The organism is Paenibacillus sp. Y280, assembly GCF_056786335.1.
Map to the genome: position 1 here is coordinate 1 of NZ_JBXCIW010000038.1, position 19838 is coordinate 19838.

Below are 19838 nucleotides of genomic sequence, written 5' to 3' on the forward strand. Positions count from 1 at the left end.
AGTGAGTGCCTCTTTTCGTATGTGGGTTTAGTTCTTGCCGGAACGTTTCCCAGTATACTAGAGGCGCTTTTTTCTTTCAAAGCTCAAATTACTTCATTACAGGAATGGCTCCTTTTCAAAGATATGCTAACGAAGAAAATATTTCGTTATAAGATAACAATATATGGGGGTAGTAAAGAAATAACACGAAAAATAATTCTAATTTAAGTTATGGAACCCAAAAGTCTGTTAATCATATTTTATTTTAGTTACTGAATTAGCTGCTTTATAATGAAAACTGACTAGCTTTCAACCTTTAATGGAAATCTACACCTTGAATTGCAGATCATAGGAAGGTGAAATTTGATCATATAAGTTAATTGTTCTGTCAGAACCCGATACAGACTCCCCATTTTCCACCTTTCTTTGAAAAGTGGAAGCCCCCAGTCAATACTTTAGATCAGCTCAACCTCACTCCATCTTGTGTCCGTTCCAATTTTAAGCAGGTGATTTCTTTTTCACATCAAAGCATTGATGATGAAACCGTTTATAACTTATAACGATTAAAAGATCAAACGATTACACTTCATCAGATCCTATAGCCCTTGCTAATTTCAGCTGATTTTGACGAATAAAAACGAACACACTCATATTTTGCCGAATGTAAACGGACATGTTTGCAAACAACAACTATAAAAACAGACAAAATAAAAAAATGAGCTTGATAAAATCCACTCTCCTATAGCAGTCAATAGTCTCAGCGATTTTTTATCTGTTTTTATTCGAAAGTAGCATGCTTCATCCCTGACTACTGAAAACCACATAGGAAAGTGTACAAAAATGAATGAGAAAGTTTCGTTTCAACTGCTGCAGCATGGATCATAATGGGATAAATCGTACAGGAGGGAGGAGATCAATAAGAAGAGGAGGAACGAGAAAGAGCCCTTATTCTGCTGGGTACGGCAGAGGGCTATGCTTGCATGGTTTGTTGTAGGTAGGTCACTAAAACCTTTAACAAGATGAAGATGCAGTACGATTTTGGACTAAGCAAAATTTACGAGCTCGTCATCAACTCCAACCCCTGCTATGCTTTCCTACTTGATGGCAATTCCTTGATCCAAAATAAGCTTATCGTCGCCCATGTACTGGCACATTGCGATTTTTTCAAAAATAATGCCCGCTTCGGTGTGACCAACCGCAACATGGTGGAGAGCATGTCTGCTACTGCCGAGCGCATCCATCAATATGAAATGGACTACGGCACGGATGCCGTTGAGAAATTTATTGATGCCATTCTCGCTATTCAAGAGCATGTCGATCCTACGCTCATTAAACCTTATCAGTTAGATAAGAAACGCTACATCGAAATGGTTCAAAAAGACAGCGAGCGCTCTGAATGGAACATCCCAGCGTCATCTTATGACGATCTATGGAATCTTGATCCCGATCGGACAGCTGCCGCTGCATCCGCTGCTGAATCGCAGGCTGCTGACGCCAAACGTTTTCCGCCGCGTCCCGAGAAGGATGTCGTGTGGTTTATTGAGGAATACTCGCCGACGCTGCAGGATTGGCAGCGGGATATCCTATCCATGCTGCGCGATGAGATGCTATACTTCTGGCCGCAAATCGAGACGAAGATTATGAATGAGGGCTGGGCTTCCTATTGGCATCAGCGAATCATACGCGAGCTTGATTTGACCAGTGATGAAACGATTGAATTCGCCAAGCTGAACTCCTCCGTCGTCCAGCCGTCTCGGCACACTTTGAATCCTTATTATTTAGGATTGAAAATATTTGAGGATATCGAGCGCCGGTTCGATAATCCGACAAAAGAAGAGCAAGCTCGCTTCGGACGCGTGCCCGGCAAAGGCAGAGAAAAAATGTTCGAGGTTCGCGAGCTGGATTCCGACATCTCCTTCCTCCGCAACTACTTGACTAAGGAACTGGTCAACGATCTGGATCTCTACATTTTCGAGAAAAAAGGGCCCGAGTGGAAAATTACCGATAAGTCTTGGGAGAACATTCGCGACCAGCTTGTTTATTCTAAAGTCAATGGCGGGTTTCCGAGCCTGATGGTTAAGGATGGGGATTTTAATCGTGTGGGTGAGCTTTATTTGATCCACGAGTATGAGGGTATGGAGCTCGATCTGAAGTACGTGGAACGAACCCTGCCTCATGTCGTTCAGCTTTGGGGGAAAAACGTGCATCTGGAGACGTTCGTCGAGGATAAAAAGATCGTGTTTAGCTGTGATGGGAAGAAGACGAGTCGGAAGTTTGTTTAGACATTGATACTTTCTCTTTCGTTTTATATAATTTGTTTTCAATAAAAACGATATGTTAGAAAACCCGACATTGCAAAGGTCGGGTTTTTCCCGGTATAGCATTTGAAGGGGGTTTCCTGCCCTTAAATACAAAATATTTTATTGGTAAACTAAAATAAAACTCTGTCGATGTCGGACATTAATCGTTTCATTTATATTTGAGTTACCCCTTGGAAAAACGATGAGTCGTCATGTACACTATCGTACGATAACCAAGCATAGTTTACGATCCCTAAGCGGTCTGCGATCAAATAAGCAGGAGGCGTTTCGAGTGCAAACAACTCCTCGATGTCCTAGACTAAACTCACTCATGACGTTTCATCCTCATAAACCTGCGGGTAAGACTCAACACATGCGTAGCACTCATCCTCTATGATAGAATTATACAATCCGATGTGAGCGTTTTTATTCGGCGTTTTGGGCGGTATTCGCCACTAATCATCACTATTTAATATAGGTCTCCCACATTGGATTAGCCGTGATAATGCGATTGTTGGCAAGTGGCTTCGTACGTTGTGGACGAAGCACATCCCTTTGCTTGCACAAACGGCAGACTTTATTCTATTTTTTCCAGTTGATTGGTGAACGTCAAATAGGCCCCGTTTTGAACGCTAGGTGGGGCCTATTTGACGTTCACATTCGATATGATTACGTTTCAATCGACGCACTCCACACGGAGTGCGACAATGAAGGGCATTATGCCTATAACCATTTCAGTACGTTTCAATCCACGCACTCTACACGAAGTGCGACGGTTGTTATACATGTAAAAGGCACCAGCAAAGAGTTTCAAACCACGCACTCCATACGGAGTGCGACACAAGTAAATCAGGAATGAGTCCCGGCGTATCCTGTTTCAATCCACGCACTCCATACGGAGTGCGACTCGTATACAAAATTCAATCCGGATTTTCCTGCAGTTTCAATCCATGCACTCCAAACGGAGTGCGACCTCGCCAAGCTTGAAAACTTGAAAGCCATGACGGTTTCAATCCACGCACTCCATAGGGAGTGCGATCACAGCGCTCCACTTGCTGCATCAAACAATATTGTTTCAATCCACGCACTCCATACGGAGTGCGACCTCCTGCTGACGATCCGGATCCAGTAGCTGGCCAGTTTCAATCCACGCATTCCATACGGAGTGCGACGCCAGTGAAAAAGCTCGTCAGATAATTGCTGAAGCGTTTCAATCCACGCACTCCATACGGAGTGCGACCTAGCCGATTAATGGACGGTGTTGCAAAGACTTGTTTCAATCCACGCACTCCATACGGAGTGCGACTAATCATCAATGGCAACGACATGTCCATACGGAGTGCGACTCACAGCTTCCTCTGCTCGATCATCGGACAATTATTTCAATCCACGCACTCCATACGGAGTGCGACAAATAAGCCCAGATCATTGCAAGCAATACCAAGGGTTTCAATCCACGCACTCCATACGGAGTGCGACGCTTCTGAGCGGCGATCACTGCAAAGGACCGTAGTTTCAATCCACGCACTCCATACGGAGTGCGACGGCATAAAAAAAAGATTCACCGACTCCAACGGTGTTTCAATCCACGCACTCCATACGGAGTGCGACAGGCGATAGGGCGACCGAGCGAGCGCACACCATAGGTTTCAATCCACGCACTCCATACGGAGTGCGACAAAGACAAATCGCTTTTCACACGCCATTCCACAGTTTCAATCCACGCACTCCATACGGAGTGCGACTCATCCTGCATCGTCTACTACACATACATCTATGTTTCAATCCACGCACTCCATACGGAGTGCGACAAGTTCGCTTACATGCTTCAAGGTTTTCAATTCATGTTTCAATCCACGCACTCCATACGGAGTGCGACAAATAGAATTTATGTTCGCGGCGCGCGAATACTGTTTCAATCCACGCACTCCATACGGAGTGCGACGGCGGGCGATTCGTAGGCATTCAAATATAAAATTGTTTCAATCCACGCACTCCATACGGAGTGCGACATGACCGGAGGTGCTAGTGCATGAGTGCATGGTTTGTTTCAATCCACGCACTCCATACGGAGTGCGACTCAATGCGCTCAGCTAAAGGCTCGATGCATCTATGTTTCAATCCATCCACTCCATACGGAGTGCGACTTTCAAAAGATGATTGATAGTTTCGGCGTTGCTGGTTTCAATCCACGCACTCCATACGGAGTGCGACGACGTCGATCGTCACGACGTCAGCAGCCGTTACCGTTTCAATCCACGCACTCCATACGGAGTGCAACAATGATTGGAGATGATTGCAGATGCCAAGCAAAGGTTTCAATCCACGCACTCCATACGGAGTGCGACCGAGGGGTAGGCACCCTCCTGCTTACAAGGTAGTAGTTTCAATCCACGCACTCCATACGGAGTGCGACATGAGCAAAATGATAACTGCAATCAACATCATAGTTTCAATCCACGCACTCCATACGGAGTGCGACTTGATCTAAAAAAACATTTGCGATAACGCTCTGGTTTCAATCCACGCACTCCATACGGAGTGCGACCTGGGATCAACGAAGAAGCGATGCCGGAGATCGACGTTTCAATCCACGCACTCCATACGGAGTGCGACTGAAGCGAAGCTTGCCGCTTTGCAAAAGGCAGTCGTTTCAATCCACCTTCGTTGTGTTCAATGTTTCAATCCATGCACTCCATACGGAGTGCGACCGGAAGTTGAATTCTTCAGCGAATTTTTTTACAGTTTCAATCCACGCACTCCATACGGAGTGCGACCCATATCCCATAAAAAAATTTCTAGCTTTTGTTGTTTCAATCCACGCACTCCATACGGAGTGCGACTGCTAGTGTGGATGCTGGTGGATATACCATTGTAGTTTCAATCCACGCACTCCATACGGAGTGCGACTATGGATCGTTTAAACTTCGTATTTGATCATAAGTTTCAATCCACGCACTCCATACGGAGTGCGACTAGTCAGAAGATTGATGATGATTACATGCGTTTGTTTCAATCCACGCACTCCATACGGAGTGCGACCTGCTTACACAGAATCAGGACATGCTCCGACTAGTTTCAATCCACGCACTCCATACGGAGTGCGACTCAGTCCAGCGCTCGCGAAGCCGTTCCCGTTCGGTTTCAATCCACGCACTCCATACGGAGTGCGACTGTGGCTGTACATGCGGAGTCAGACCCGATCTATGTCTCAATCCACGCACTCCATACGGAGTGCGACGCGCTGCGGCAATAAACATCGAATATTCCGTCTGTTTCAATCCACGCACTCCATACGGAGTGCGACCAGCTATGCTGCCGATGTAACCAAACAGGACTACTTGTTTCAATCCACGCACTCCATACGGAGTGCGACACGGTTTACACGGTCCAAGCTGGTGGGTTTGAGAGTTTCAATCCACGCACTCCATACGGAGTGCGACACGCAGTGTACAGATATTACTGTGCAATTTACAGGTTTCAATCCACGCACTCCATACGGAGTGCGACATGACCTCGTACAAATCTTCAGAGATCATCGATAGTTTCAATCCACGCACTCCATACGGAGTGCGACAGTAACTGGATTTAATACTGCCGGCCATTTGTCTGTTTCAATCCACGCACTCCATACGGAGTGCGACCCCTGGCCGAATGTGCCGTCATGGTAGAGGGTACGTTTCAATCCACGCACTCCATACGGAGTGCGACGGTGATTTATGGGGGCTGGGGAATGGTGCATATTGTTTCAATCCACGCACTCCATACGGAGTGCGACCCGATCATACTCGCGGTGATGCTCAATGTGATCGGTTTCAATCCACGCACTCCATACGTAAGCGTCAAATAGCCCCCACCTTGTAAATAAGATGAGGGCTGCTCTTTGCATGTTTACTCTTGTTTAAATACGTGGCAAGTTAGCGGCAGCCACGACGACCAAGGAAGCAAATTGTCCAGTGCATTCTGATCTTTGGGATCGGCTAGCTGAGGCAGCTGTTCAAAGAGATACTGAAGGTATTTGAACGGATTTAATCCATTCTCCTTCGCTGTTTCGATGATGCTGTAGATGGTTGCACTTGCCTTTGCACCGCGCGGTGTATTGGCAAACAGCCAATTCTTTCGACCGATGACGAATGGTTTAATCGCGCGTTCGCTCCGATTGTTGTCCAACTCAAGCCGTCCGTCTTTCAGGAACACCGTAAGCTTCTCCCACTGATTGATACTGTAGGTGATCGCCTCTCCGAGCTTGCTCTTCGGCAATGTACGCGAACGCTGCTGCTTCAGCCATACCAAATAAGCATCCAAAATAGGGAGACTTCGCTCCTGTCGGATGTTGTAACGTTCTTCTGCTGTCTCCTTGGCCAGGTCGCGCTCGATCGCGAATAGCTGGTTACAGAAGGCAAGCCCTTGCTGGGCAGCGGTCGCCGTCTTGTCCTGCGTGGGCGGCAACGCTTTTAATGCCTCGTCAAACTTGCGGCGCGCATGGGCCCAGCATCCCACAAGTGTCACATCTTTAATTTTGTGATAGCCGGAATAGCCATCGACGTGCAGGTAGCCGCTGAAACCTTGGAGGAAGTTCCTCGGGTGCTCGCCGCCGCGCGTCGGCCGGTAGTCGTAGAGGACGATTGGCGCATCGGTGCGCCCCGTTCGGTACAGCCACAAGTACGAGTTCGAAGAGGCGGCCTTGCCGGGTTCGTGCAGGACTTGCAAGGTCGTCTCGTCGGCATGCAAAATGTCTTTCTGGAGCAGTTGAACACGCATACGGTCTGTAAGAAGCGACAGCCACTGCTCCGATCCGTAGATCATCCAGTTCGCCAGCGTTTGGCGTGATAACGTAAGCCCCAGCCGAGCGAACTGTTGCTCTTGACGATAGAGCGGCTGGCTGTCCACATACTTCTGGCTCATGACATGCGCCACAATGGACGGGGATGCCAGACTTCCTGGTTGAATCGGCTTTGGCATAGGTGCTGTTACGATCGGCGTGCGGATCTCTTCTCGCTCGCAGTGACGGCAAGCGTAGACCTGACGCACATGACGGACAACTTTCACTTCCGCTGGAATGACCGCAATCTCATTACGCGTCTCGGTGCTCATCTCATGGAGTCCGCCGCCACAGCACGAGCAGACCTGCTCAGACTCCGGCAAGGAGTAGAGGATCGTCTCGATTGGGAACTGATCCAGCTTGGCTTCCCGGTTGCCAGCGCTTTTCTTCCGATTGTACGTGACGGTCTCGACATCTGGCTCCTGAGGAGTAGACGCGGCAAGCACTTCGGCTTCGTTAAACAGATTCATCTCCAGTTGGTCGGGATGTGTCTTCTCGCTGGAAGCGCCGAAGCGCTTCTGCTGAGCTAAGCGAAACTGCTCTTCGTACCACTTGAGCTTCGTGGACAACTCAGCGATTTGCTGCGCCTGCTTCGAAATTTGCTGTTGGAGTATTTCGGGGTTAGGGGTTTCCGTTCGCTTTTTCATACCGTATGATTTCGATACCGCACCGGTGAGTACCTGCTGCCAGATATGACGATTTGCGTAAGGTATGATTTGTTAAATGACCACTTTAGCCCGTACTTTCGGATGCGCCTGCCGCTGACTAAGCGATAGCCCATCAAGCAGCCAGCGAAGCTCGCGGTTTGTGATCGCAACAGGTTTTCCGTTTGCCTGCGGCCACTGGAACGTGCCGCGTTCGAGCCTGCGGTAGTACAACCAGAAACCGTTGTGCTCCCAGTACAATATTTTAAGTTTGTTACGTTCGCAGTTGCAGAAGACGAACAGTGACGGAGAGAAGGGACTCATCCCGAGTCCTTCCTGAACGAGGGCGGCAAGGCCGTCGATGGATTTGCGTAAATCCGTGCTGCCACAAGCTAGATAGACGGGCTTTGACGTGATTTCGCTTAACATATCCGATCGGCCTCCAGTGCGCGAACGACCTCGCGGAGCAAGGCGGGCTCAAATCCTGCATCGACTTCTATGACGGTAGAGCCGATCCGAATACGAAGAGCACGGCACGACTCAGGCTTCACATCAGGAGTCACCTGAACAGGAATGAAGGTCGCCTGTTTAACTGAAGAAGGCGTGGGCGACTCATCCAGCTTCTTCATCCAAGCGTAAAGCTGACGGCGGTCGATTTGATTGGCTTTGCACCAATGCGTTGTCTTTTCGCCACTGGTACGGAATGCCTCGACTCGAGCTTCCCATTTCATTCGAATTTCTTGTCTGCTCATAGAAAATTCCTCCTCTGAAGGGCTATTGAGGAGGATTATCTCATAACGATTGCTTGATTCGAAGGTGGGGAGAGTTTGACGCTTACCTCCATACGGAGTGCGACTTCATAAGCTGGAGCGACATCGTTCCAATCTAACCGTTTCAATCCACGCACTCCATACGGAGTGCGACTCATTAACGCTCGTCATGATTGTATTTTCAGCCTGGTTTCAATCCACGCACTCCATACGGAGTGCGACGACGATACCCATACCAAGTGCAACGCCATAGGAGTTTCAATCCACGCACTCCATACGGAGTGCGACTATGAGAATGTACGGCCAGGTAAAAGTATGGGTGTTTCAATCCACGCACTCCATACGGAGTGCGACTATTGCGCTTCAAACCAGTGTGGATGCTTTGAAAGTTTCAATCCACGCACTCCATACGGAGTGCGACCTCGCAAGAAGTTCGGCTTAATGCAGCTGGTGGGTTTCAATCCACGCACTCCATACGGAGTGCGACTTGAACCCTTTCAGTACGCCGTTTATTCTGCCAAGTTTCAATCCACGCACTCCATACGGAGTGCGACTTGCGATTCTAGTAATTTTTCGAATGATGAAATGTTTCAATCCACGCACTCCATACGGAGTGCGACGCAGTATGACCACCTACTACCTCGTCAACCTTACGGTTTCAATCCACGCACTCCATACGGAGTGCGACTCGGTGTATCCGAAGCTGCTGAAATCCTTGGATGGTTTCAATCCACGCACTCCATACGGAGTGCGACAAGATCAAGTTAATGAGATTTGGGGAGCAGATCGGTTTCAATCCACGCACTCCATACGGAGTGCGACGGTAAGTCGTCCCGATCATCGCGAAGAGAGTGAGGTTTCAATCCACGCACTCCATACGGAGTGCGACAAGCAAAGTTATTGGAAAAGCTCGCGCCAGCAAAGTTTCAATCCACGCACTCCATACGGAGTGCGACAATTAATGACCTTAAAGATGCAATCGATGGTTTGTTTCAATCCACGCACTCCATACGGAGTGCGACTTGCGGAAGGCTGTCACGTCACAAAGTTTATGGAGTTTCAATCCACGCACTCCATACGGAGTGCGACCGAGGTTGTATGTCGTGTTCCTCTGCTTGTTGTGTTTCAATCCACGCACTCCATACGGAGTGCGACGTTTTGCCGTACGCTTCTAACTCGCCCATATCCAAGTTTCAATCCACGCACTCCATACGGAGTGCGACCGACGATCAGGCCATGCTTCACTTCGTTATCAGAGTTTCAATCCACGCACTCCATACGGAGTGCGACGTCGCCTGGATTAAAAAAGTTTTTTGATATTGATGTTTCAATCCACGCACTCCATACGGAGTGCGACGATCGTAGGCGAGAAGATGATCCCTAGCACCAATAGTTTCAATCCACGCACTCCATACGGAGTGCGACAGCGAAAATACCTATCATTCATGCACAGTAAGCATCAATTGATTGTATTTTCACATTAATCATACTAAAGAAGTCTTAATCGACGATTGACTTTTTTCAATACAAGTAACTTGGGATGACTTTCGACAAAATTCAGGGTGCGAAAGAACCCGGGATTTCATGGGAGCATCACATTCGCACCTCACAAAATTAATGGACTTTCCATGTCATAGGATTCTTTTGTCCCGATATGCTCGACTTTGGTTTTGTAATTGTCACCCAAATTGTAATAACGCAAGCTATCCGTTTCCTTATCAATCAGCTCTTCCAATTCATACTTCAACTGTCGAAACTGAGTTGAATCGAGGATACATTCAAACACGGAATTTTGAACCCTTTGACCGTGATCCAAACACTTTCGGGCCACCCTCGACAGCCTTCTCCTTCCATCCCGGTCTGTTGTACTTACATCATAAGTAATAAGAATTAACAAAATACACCTACTTCCACAAGAATGGAGGATACTCATCCAAATCGCCACGAATATGTCTGGCCAAGAGCAAGGCCTGCGCGTAGGGTATCAGTCCCCATGGTATTTTTTCATTTAAATAAGGGTGCATAATTTTTTCCTGCTTTCGTTCCTGCCATGCTTTTATTACTTTTTTTTTCGTATCATCATCCATCATGACAGCACCGTTTTCTTTCCTGTAAAAACCTTTATCATTAATGATTTTTTTATTAATCAGAGAAAGGACAAGCCGATCTGCATACACTCCTCTAAGCTCCTCCATCATATCCAGCGCTAGTGAAGCTCTTCCCGGTCTGTCTCTATGCAAAAACCCAACGTAAAGCACACGCCCCCATCAGAGCAGGGCTAACACCTGCATACCCAAACGTACACACAGCTTCCAGATTATGCAAAGGGTAGCGTGCTAGAACCTCTTCTTCTTTCTTGACAACAATATTCTCACCATCAAGTGACAAGTATGTATCCGGCATTGTAACGAAGAGGGTATTCAGCAGCTTTTTCATTCATGCAACCTGCTTTCAATGAAACTTGAGACTGTTTTTCGATTCAGCATTTCAGGCAAGCAAACTATGTTCAAAGAACAGCTTTGGCAGTGAGGCCCCGTCTTAGCTTTAGGCGTATGATTTCTTTGAAAATAATGATGCATTTCCTCCAAGCTTTTCTTAATCTTCGCTCTGTCCTCTTCAGTCACCTGAACCTCAACTCTATGCTTAATCTCATCGTAATAGAGGAAACCGTGCGTCAGATCACAAACCAGCATTTCCTCTAAACACATCATCTGGGCGATTAGCTGAGAGCGGTCGGAGTCATCCTTCTTCGGCTTGCCACGCTTATATTCAACAGGGTAAGGTAGGTATAACCCTTCCTCCCCCGCAAGCGAAATTCCTTCGGAATGACGGATAAACTCCACCACATCACAAATTCCTGTGATTCCGAGTTGCCTCGACTGAACCGGCAATGCACGAACGATCAGCTTATCCCCTCTTTTTTCACGGATAAAAGGCTGATCCGCCTTTCTGTGCAGATGAGCGCCTTCCACTGTTCGAACATTTTCTTCCCATTGCTGCTCAATATGTATCAGTGCCCATTGCCTTCTGCAAAAGTTGAAATGCTGAATCCCTGATAGAAGCAAATAATCCTCTTCGTTATAGACCTGCATACTCTTGAGCTTTCAAGCCTTCCAGCGGCAAAAGTGTGCAGCTATAATCGTCAATCGATTTTGCTTCCGTAATATGTTCTTTCAACCTGATTTGCAGAGAACGATGCACCTTGGCTGACGAGTACTGTCCCATCTTGGACTGATGCTCCCACCAGTAAAGCTGATGAACTTCCATGCTTCCATCAGGACGCGCGGAAGATGTGTCATTCTCGAACAATGTCCTTAGCGATTCCCGGATTTTCTCAGCATCCTCATACGTAAACCCCGTTTTCTCGGCCAACTGCGTATTAATGCTTCCGTAGAATACATACACGCCAAAATCCACTCTATGCTTCATTCCCATTGTATCGGAGCTCTTCTTGTTGGGATCCTTTTGCGTTACAGCATTCACACTCTTTGTAATCTGCATGCTGGAAATATCTATCGAATCCAAGCTTACTGCCGTGTGAATCGATACCGGGCCTCGAATGCCAACCGACACATCAGAGCCGCTAAAAGCAAATACTTGTCCAAAGCTTCGCACATCTATCCATGAGTTGCATGCCGCCTGAGCATAAAGCTCATTGTTCTGTTTCTTTCCTTTCGCAAATTCCTGAACATCAGCATTCGCATCTACACGGTCCTTAATGCTGCGATAAGCATCAACACGTCTTTCATCGGACTGTACAAGAATCGATTCGCCCATATCCTGCAGCCGATTTCGAATCTTTCTTTTGATGCAAACATCAGAAATTTCACCACGACCGTCATAGTTTTGTCTAGGACGATTCCCGTTTAATGGATCGCCATTCGGATTGGCATTGCGGACGGATAATACAACAGCAAAATCTACCTTGTGATCAAGTATGCTCATTTTAAATCTCTCCCTGTTCATTATTTTCATAATCCAGCTCGGCATCTGCTTCTCTATCTTCCTTGTCCTTCTTGCTTGTATATAAATCATAGCGCTGACTATAAAATCCAAGCAGGTACAACCCGCTAAGTGGTTTATCTGTAAAATCCTCCAGTTGCAGCTTAGCGCCAACCTCATCCAGAAGGCGACTATAATAGCTCAAATCTTTACCTGATCTCGCCTGATAAGGCTGAATGTTTGACTGAATGATGGTCCATGTTCGACCAGGACGTTGTGCAAAAGCATTCATATAGCGCACCGCGTTAGAGGTCCGTTTCTCATCCCGACCGAGAGCCCTTCTCTCCAAAACATCAGCAATCGCCAACATCCTGCCGAACAAATAATTACGATCTGTGCTTTCCGTGTTCAAACTCACCCCGAAGCCCTCCTTCTCGAATGTTTTATTGATTAAAGCACAGGCAATACTTAGTGTCTTCTCCCATTCCCATGGTTCCATCCCTACCGGATTGGAAGCACGGCTAACAACACTCCGTACAATATCTAGCGGAATCTTGCGCCCGTCGATAATCGACGGGAGCATCCGTTCAATCAGGCCCTTAACAATCTTCTCATTCGTTCGCGGACCGTATGCGGCAAATGCAATATCGCGCGTTGCCGGAGCTCCAATAAATGATATGATCCGATTGTCCTTGTCTTTTCTGTATCGATGCAACCAAGAGCAGGTTTCATGCCAACCCTGCAAACGATCTAAAAACAGTTCCTTGTTCATATCACGATAATAGACGATGGACATTCGACCCGGTGTAGCTGCATCCAGCACCATAATGATGACATTGGATTGATATTCGCTATCATAGCGATAGCCGCCAATTGCTAATCGGACCTGATTCGCAAATTCCTTATGCGTTCCGTCCCCGACTGCTTGATCCTCATCCTCATCCTGATACAAACTGTACGCATCGCCGAAAGGGTCCGGAACATCCAAATTCCCTGTTCCCCATACCAGAAACACTTTGCCGTCTATCGTGAAGGATTGTCTGTCAATCAGCCACTTTAACGCATTATGCGCTTTCTGTGATACTTCGTATCCGACCACCGCCGCATCGCGGCTGCTTCGGAATCTGCCTCGAAATGTGAAGCCATCCTTATCATTGGCTGAAATAAGCTTGGATTTATCAGCCGAATTTCGTATGCGGGACGCATGCTTGTCTGCATATGGAAGCTGTTTGCCCGTTACATAACATAAGTCCATTTCCGTCATTTTCATTTCATAAAATTGAATAAAGGATTGCTGGACGGAGCGGTCACGCCACAACCTGGATTCTACTTCCCCCGACACTTGCACAGCAAACCGGACAAAAGCGGAGCTTTGTTCAGAGGCGATTACTTTAAAAATTTCAGGTTTTTCACCGTACTTCTCTTCCATCGCCGTTGTCCACTTATCGATCAGCTTCTGTTGATCGTCGACCCAGAGAACTTTGTTCGAAATTAAATCCGCCATTAGTGTTCTTTTATTAAGATACGTATAGATGCTCTCCACCTTGGAATGAGTAAAAGGAGAAGCACACCATGAACGCAATTGCATCATATAATCTTCATAAGGCGTTCCTTTGACTTCTCCGCAATAATGGACAAAGTCGCCTGCTACATATACCAGCTTGTCAAATAAAGGATGGGGTACAGGAGAACTTGTCCGGCTTGCTGACGCCTCTGTACATGGAATAATGGTGCTACCCTCGCTCTTGTCAATTACTTTAGCCGAGATAAAGCTCCCCTGCCCATCGAGTGACACCTCAATATGAGCACTCTGTGTTGTATGAGAAATAGGAATTAACGCATATTCCCGATCATTTCTCTTTTTTTCAAACAGTCCAATCGCATGTGCATGATCTTCATATGTCTTGTGCAGATTAGCGAGCCAACTCATTCACTCTCCTCCATCCGGAAATATTTCTTCGTACAAGTCGTCTACAGGCTGCATACTAGCTGAATCAAATGCTTTCGCCGTTCCCTCCCCTGTCTTTCGCACTATCGTGCATTGTTCTGGACGGATAAACCGTATGACGCCATATTCCATCTTGGCCCTCCATAAGCGGGTTTCCCGCTCATTCCTTCCCGTTTCACCAGGATAGCTGATACCATGTACCATCATACCGAAATCAATCTCCGGAACAGCATCATAGAAGCTTTCTCCTTCGCCGAAGATGATAGGCTCAACATAACCCTGACATTCACGCGAACCTAGAAAAATATCTCTGCGTCCTCCTGCCTGCACAGCCCGCTTTGCAATGTTGTGATGCTTATGTTCGTTACGGTCGTAATTCAATTCTTCACGATGGGGGTTGAATTCAAAATGAGCTCGTACTTGATATTTCACGTCTTTCAGGTATGTATAGTAGGCCAGCGTATTTCCGCCGTTATACTCAATGGGACGAATACCTTTGGACTCAGTCTGAATAGGACGCATGACTCTAACCTCATCGATATACCAAATCAAAGTCGGCTTCCAATATACGCTTTCAACAATTCCCTTCAATGCTTGGTAAGTAGGGATCTGATAGGAGAATTTCTCTCCTCCAAGTTTGGTTAACGGATCGGTAAAGAGTCCGTAGCTTCCATAAACCTCAAACTCTATTTGGTTTCGCATTCAATCACCTCCCTTCTTATAAATAGTCCACTTAAATCATCACCGTCTGCCATTCGCCTTCTCCATTTGCTTCGACTCCAAACTGCTCAGAATATGCTGTTTCGCGAAGCGCCATAACATGACCATGCATGAGATGATAGAGATCACCATTTTTCTCAAGCTTTTTCAACTCATAGTCATACATGTTGACTACATATTGCTGAAGCTTCTGAAGCAGCACGCCAAGCTCTCTAGCTTGAAGCTCTCCGTTAAGCGCCAGTATTAAACTCATAGCTTCGTCGTTGTAAGGCACCAGAACTGATTTGGCTGAACTGCTAATAGCCTCGAAGTATTGCTCAGCGGTTGCAAAAGATGTACGGCTTAAAATTTCGGGATATTTACCATGCTTGTTTTTATAACCTTCAAAATAAGCTTTATTGTGATTTAACAAATCAAAAAGATTTTTGTCCAGCTTCGGGACCCTATAATGCATCTCATCTTTGATATAGTGGAAATAATATTCAAAATAAGCCTTCATAGCTGACGCCGACAACAAATCATAATCATAGCGTTCAGGCTCCTTTTTAAATTCTCCTAATAGTCGTTGTGTTTGTTCTGCTCCAATCTTAATTTCTGGCAGCTTGCTCAGCGATTCATCGGCAGATTTAACGATATACACATTACGAATTTCATCTTTGCCGTGGCGGTTGCATCTCCCCGCTGCCTGCGCTATCGAATCCAAGCCGGCCAGAGAACGAATGACGCATTCAAAACTAATATTCACTCCGGCTTCTATAAGCTGCGTACTGACACAGATAACTCGCTCTCTCAACTCAAGCGACTGCTTCAGCTTTGACAATTTATCTTTGCGGTGAGCCGCACACATATTCGTACTCAAGTGGATCACACTTACACCGCTTTCCTTCAGCCACTCTTCGCTTGCTAATCTATCAAACAGCTTGCGCACAGCCGTCTTCGTATTCAGAATAACAAGGACGCTGTTTACCTCATTCATTCGCTCCTGAACAAAGTTGGCAAGCTGTTCGGCATCCCATCCGAGCGTTGTCGTGAGGTCGCATATATTTACGCGTTTAAAGTTCTCACCCACCTCATCTAGATTCTCGATCATTTCAGCATCTTTCGAAATATGAAGCTTATTTTTCACGTAGTCCAACGTAGGCTGAGTAGCCGTACACAACAACACACTTGAGCGACCTAATATATGCAGGAAATTTACTGCCGCATTAAATAAAGAGATGCATTTGACAGGCACAGACTGAACCTCATCAAATATAATTACAGCATTCGACAACTGGTGCATTCTCCGAACATTTCGTGTTCCCTTAGCATAAATCGTATTCAAGAACTGCACCATCGTCGTAAATATAACCGGGCGATCCCAATTATCTCTAGCAAGCCTTATCCTCTTCTTGCGAACGTTATAATGCTCATCCTCAGAATCACTTTCCTCTATGACATTGGAGTGATGTTCCAGAATCATATCGTTTTCCTGTAAAATCTCTCTAATTTCAGCTGCGTTCTGTTCAATAATTGTTGTATAAGGAACAATGTATATAATTCGATGCTTGCTGTAGATTGTTGCATGTTTCAAAGCATAACGCAGGCTCGCCAGCGTCTTTCCGCCTCCGGTAGGAATAGACAACGAGTAAATTCCGGATTGCCGTTGAGCAAACAAATCACATTGAAGGGACATTTCTCTTCTCAAGCGATTAATCGAATGGTCTGCATCATCCGCCTGATCCATCTCCCGAAGCTTGTTCATCAAAGCCTCATAGCTTCTTTGAAAGAATGCCGAGCTGTCCAGTGGCGGCTCCGGTTTCTCGCTCTCCTCGAACTCCCGCGTATTGGTCCGGTCCGCATCAATGATACAACTGAATATAAATTTAATAAGCAGTGAAGATGCTATAGGCAGCAGGCTATTCTTTTGGATAACACCCAGTAAATGCTTAAGCTCCGATTTTGCCTTCGAAAAATATTGGTCTAATTCTTTCTCTGGAACATACTTGAAAAGTTCAGCTTTAGCCTGTTCGAACTCATCTAATTTCTTTAAAGTTAATCGCTCGTGAACGGGTGATGTCAATTGGGGATCGAGAAAGTCTCTTAATCCTTGATGGTGCGAGATAATACAATTAGCTATCCACTCCGCAGCTAGCTTGTCTTCCACTGGTGATTTCTCAAGATGATAACGGGAGTATATTAATTTGCCACCTGCTGTGGAGTGATCAACAGAGCCTCTGCGAGGTGGTGCATCTGGATTAGCTACCGCTTCTTGGATGTATGTTTTGAATTCATTTGTATTTTTCCCAAGGTCATGCAATAATCCAGCCAAACCCGCCAGATGACGGACTCCTATCTTCTCGCCACGATACTCACTGCCCTGCTGTACTTCCTGCGAATGTTCTTTCACCGTCTGAATTATTCCGTCCTTCTGACGAATATGTGCAATATATTCCATAACGCCTCCTGAACTACGACTAATTGACCATCTATATACTTATTTAGGCAAAAAGACTTATGATATTTATTCGACATCAACTGATATGACCCTTCCTAATTTTAAAATAATTGGGAAATACACCATCTCGGATAGCTTTACACATTTTTTTACAAGATTCCATTCAAGCTAATCGCCAAATAACCCTCATCTTGTCATCAAGAAGAAGGCTATTTGGCGATTACTTTCGATCCCTCCATACCAGCAGAGAATGATGAGGAGCAAAAAATTGAACAGGCGGATGCAGATATCTTTACAGCTAGTCGAAATAACTTTGGCAAACGAAAAATTAAATTCGAATGGCGAGAAAAAGAATATCAAATCTCACGCCGTAAAATTGCCTGTATCATGAATGGCTGCAAATCGAGACGAAAATTACGAACGAAGGCTAGGCTTCGTCTCGCCAAGGTGCTTTGATATCGGGGGACAAAAATAACCGGTCGAAAGTGTATCTCGCCGGCTGATTGTGTTTGTTATTATAGTCTGAACAGCGTGTTCATAGGCACTAGTAAATCTTTAAAGACGATAGATTGGATCGTTTCCTGCTCCGTATATAAATGACGCACCTGGTAACTGCCATCCTGTAGCGCATATACATGAACCGTTCGATTCCCATGATCGACTATCCAATATTCCTGCACCCCATACTTTTGATATAAGTTAAACTTCTCATTAAAGTCCTTCAATGCAGTGGAAGGTGAAAGTACTTCAATGATTATAGTTGGCGCACCGTGACAGCCATTCTTGGATATTTGGTCCTTTGAGCAAACGACCGAAAGATCGGGCTGCGTGATGTGATCAGGTGCCTTAAAATCTTCACTCTCGCTGAAGAACACATCATATGGAGCAACGAACACATAGCAGCTCCGATTCTGGAAGAAATTACGTAGAGCGAAATGAAGCTCTCCTACAATAAATTGATGCAATGAGGTCGGAGCTGGAGACATATTATATCCTTTGCCATTAATTAACTCCCAAGATCCGTCCCATGTCAGCCAATCTTGATAGGTATGGGTTTTCTTCTCATCTGGATTTGACACAATGTTCGACCTCCTTCTGATTTTGCGTGTGAACTTTTACTAATTGTACCATGATCAAAGCGATCGTTCCTAATTTCCACTCGTTCATTATCAACAGTATTACCCGATCCCCGAAATCGGACTGCTGCCGTTGCATCGGCGGCTCAGTCGCAAGCGGCTGACGCCAAACGTTTCCCACCACGACCTGAGAAGGATGTCGTGTGGTTCAACAAGGAATACTCGCCGACGCTGCAGGATCGGCAGTGGGAAATACTGTCCATGCTGCTCGATGTGATGCACTACTTCTTGCCGTAAATCGAGACGAAGATTATGAATGAAGGCTGGGCTTCCTACTGGCATCAGCGAATCATTCGCGAGCTTGATCTCACTAGCGATGAGACGATTGAATTCGCCAAGCTGAATTCCTCCGTCGTCCAGCCGTCTCGGCACACTTTGAATCCTTATTATTTAGGATTGAAAATATTTGAGGATATCGAACGGCGGTTCGATAATCCTACCAAGGAAGAGCAAGCACGCTTCGGATGCGTGCCCGGCAAAGGCAGAGAAAAAATGTTCGAGGTTCGCGAGCTGGATTCCGACATCTCCTTCCTCCGCAACTACTTGACTAAGGATCTCGTCAATGATCTGGATCTGTACATTTTCGAGAAAAAAGGGCCGGAGTGGAAGATTACAGATAAGTCTTGGGAGAACATTCGTGATCAGCTCGTTTATTCCAAAGTGAACGGCGGTTTTCCGAGCTTGATGGTTAAGGATGGGGATTTTAATCGTGTGGGTGAGCTTTATTTGATCCACGAGTATGAGGGTATGGAGCTCGATCTGAAGTACGTGGAGCGCACGCTGCCTCATGTCGTTCAGCTTTGGGGGAAAAACGTGCATCTGGAGACGTTCGTCGAGGATAAAAAGATCGTGTTTAGTTGTGATGGGAAGAAGACGAGTCGGAAGTTTGTTTAGACATTGCTATTTTCACTTTCGTTTTTATATGATCTGTTTTCAATAAAAAGATAATTTTAAAAAGCTCGACCTTCTAAAGGTCGGGCTTTTCCTGGTAGGGGTCGAAGGGTGTCGCCTCCCTTTATATACAAATAGCCTCTCGGCATTTGCCGAGGCTGATGGGACAAGGGTTTCCTCGAACCATCTTTATTAGCATCCTCCTACTTGGGTAGGGGGATTTTTCATTTAATCCCATTTTTCATTATG

At 46.1% G+C, this 19838-nt stretch carries 10 protein-coding genes, 3 pseudogenes and 2 CRISPR repeat arrays; of the genes and pseudogenes, 2 read left to right on the forward strand and 11 right to left on the reverse strand.

The features are described 5' to 3' along the window. Positions 1–983: 983 nt before the first annotated feature. A pseudogene (locus AC1TPC_RS26015) lies at positions 984–2261 on the forward strand (SpoVR family protein); the annotation flags it as partial. 691 nt (positions 2262–2952) lie between these two features. Beyond that, a CRISPR array of direct repeats spans positions 2953–6057; the repeat unit is 33 nt; unit sequence GTTTCAATCCACGCACTCCATACGGAGTGCGAC. 113 nt (positions 6058–6170) lie between these two features. Here the strand turns inward: AC1TPC_RS26015 and tnpC are convergent. From tnpC to AC1TPC_RS26070, 11 genes and pseudogenes are all read right to left on the reverse strand, one after another. Next, positions 6171–7748, reverse strand: coding sequence for an IS66 family transposase (gene tnpC, locus AC1TPC_RS26020; protein WP_482069633.1), 1578 nt, complete (start codon positions 7746–7748; stop codon positions 6171–6173). Positions 7749–7820: 72 nt separating this feature from the next. Then, entirely contained in the window at positions 7821–8174 is a 354-nt protein-coding gene (tnpB, locus tag AC1TPC_RS26025; RefSeq protein WP_482069634.1) for an IS66 family insertion sequence element accessory protein TnpB, read from the reverse strand. Continuing rightward, positions 8168–8497 carry an IS66 family insertion sequence element accessory protein TnpA gene (tnpA, locus tag AC1TPC_RS26030; RefSeq protein ID WP_482069635.1) on the reverse strand — a complete coding sequence of 110 codons (330 nt, stop codon included), beginning with the start codon at positions 8495–8497 and terminating at the stop codon, positions 8168–8170. Before tnpA ends, tnpB begins: the two co-directional genes overlap by 7 nt. Before the next feature lie 139 nt (positions 8498–8636). Further along, a CRISPR array of direct repeats spans positions 8637–9940; the repeat unit is 33 nt; unit sequence GTTTCAATCCACGCACTCCATACGGAGTGCGAC. A gap of 181 nt (positions 9941–10121) precedes the next feature. After that, positions 10122–10412, reverse strand: a complete 291-nt coding sequence (gene cas2, locus AC1TPC_RS26035; RefSeq protein ID WP_482069636.1) for a CRISPR-associated endonuclease Cas2 — start codon at positions 10410–10412, stop codon at positions 10122–10124. Between the two features lie 7 nt (positions 10413–10419). Then, positions 10420–10951 (reverse strand): annotated as a pseudogene (gene cas1 / locus AC1TPC_RS26040) (CRISPR-associated endonuclease Cas1). Next, positions 10948–11607: a CRISPR-associated protein Cas4 gene (gene cas4, locus AC1TPC_RS26045; protein ID WP_482069637.1), complete on the reverse strand. Its 660-nt coding sequence runs from the start codon at positions 11605–11607 to the stop codon at positions 10948–10950. Before cas4 ends, cas1 begins: the two are co-directional and overlap by 4 nt. Further along, positions 11594–12460, reverse strand: a complete 867-nt coding sequence (cas7c, locus tag AC1TPC_RS26050; RefSeq protein WP_482069638.1) for a type I-C CRISPR-associated protein Cas7/Csd2 — start codon at positions 12458–12460, stop codon at positions 11594–11596. Before cas7c ends, cas4 begins: the two co-directional genes overlap by 14 nt. A gap of 1 nt (position 12461) precedes the next feature. Next, positions 12462–14387 (reverse strand): type I-C CRISPR-associated protein Cas8c/Csd1, encoded by a 1926-nt coding sequence (gene cas8c, locus AC1TPC_RS26055; protein WP_482069639.1) that lies wholly within the window; start codon positions 14385–14387, stop codon positions 12462–12464. After that, complete coding sequence (gene cas5c, locus AC1TPC_RS26060; RefSeq protein ID WP_482069640.1) at positions 14388–15107, reverse strand: type I-C CRISPR-associated protein Cas5c; 720 nt, start codon at positions 15105–15107, stop codon at positions 14388–14390. 31 nt (positions 15108–15138) lie between these two features. Next, a complete protein-coding gene (gene cas3 / locus AC1TPC_RS26065; RefSeq protein ID WP_482069641.1) occupies positions 15139–17562 on the reverse strand; it encodes a CRISPR-associated helicase Cas3' in 2424 nt (807 codons plus the stop codon). 515 nt (positions 17563–18077) lie between these two features. After that, on the reverse strand, positions 18078–18641 hold the full coding sequence (locus AC1TPC_RS26070; protein WP_482069642.1) for a Uma2 family endonuclease: 564 nt from the start codon (positions 18639–18641) through the stop codon (positions 18078–18080). Between the two features lie 147 nt (positions 18642–18788). Here AC1TPC_RS26070 and AC1TPC_RS26075 point away from each other — a divergent pair. Then, a pseudogene (locus AC1TPC_RS26075) lies at positions 18789–19592 on the forward strand (SpoVR family protein); the annotation flags it as partial. Positions 19593–19838 lie beyond the last annotated feature (246 nt).

Excerpts from the sequence above, each read along its gene's own strand:
- tnpC (WP_482069633.1), bottom strand. The coding sequence starts at position 7,748 with ATGAAAAAGCGAACGGAAACCCCTAACCCCGAAATACTCCAACAGCAA.
- tnpB (WP_482069634.1), bottom strand. The coding sequence starts at position 8,174 with ATGTTAAGCGAAATCACGTCAAAGCCCGTCTATCTAGCTTGTGGCAGC.
- tnpA (WP_482069635.1), bottom strand. The coding sequence starts at position 8,497 with ATGAGCAGACAAGAAATTCGAATGAAATGGGAAGCTCGAGTCGAGGCA.
- cas4 (WP_482069637.1), bottom strand. The coding sequence starts at position 11,607 with ATGCAGGTCTATAACGAAGAGGATTATTTGCTTCTATCAGGGATTCAG.
- cas7c (WP_482069638.1), bottom strand. The coding sequence starts at position 12,460 with ATGAGCATACTTGATCACAAGGTAGATTTTGCTGTTGTATTATCCGTC.
- cas8c (WP_482069639.1), bottom strand. The coding sequence starts at position 14,387 with ATGAGTTGGCTCGCTAATCTGCACAAGACATATGAAGATCATGCACAT.
- cas5c (WP_482069640.1), bottom strand. The coding sequence starts at position 15,107 with ATGCGAAACCAAATAGAGTTTGAGGTTTATGGAAGCTACGGACTCTTT.
- cas3 (WP_482069641.1), bottom strand. The coding sequence starts at position 17,562 with ATGGAATATATTGCACATATTCGTCAGAAGGACGGAATAATTCAGACG.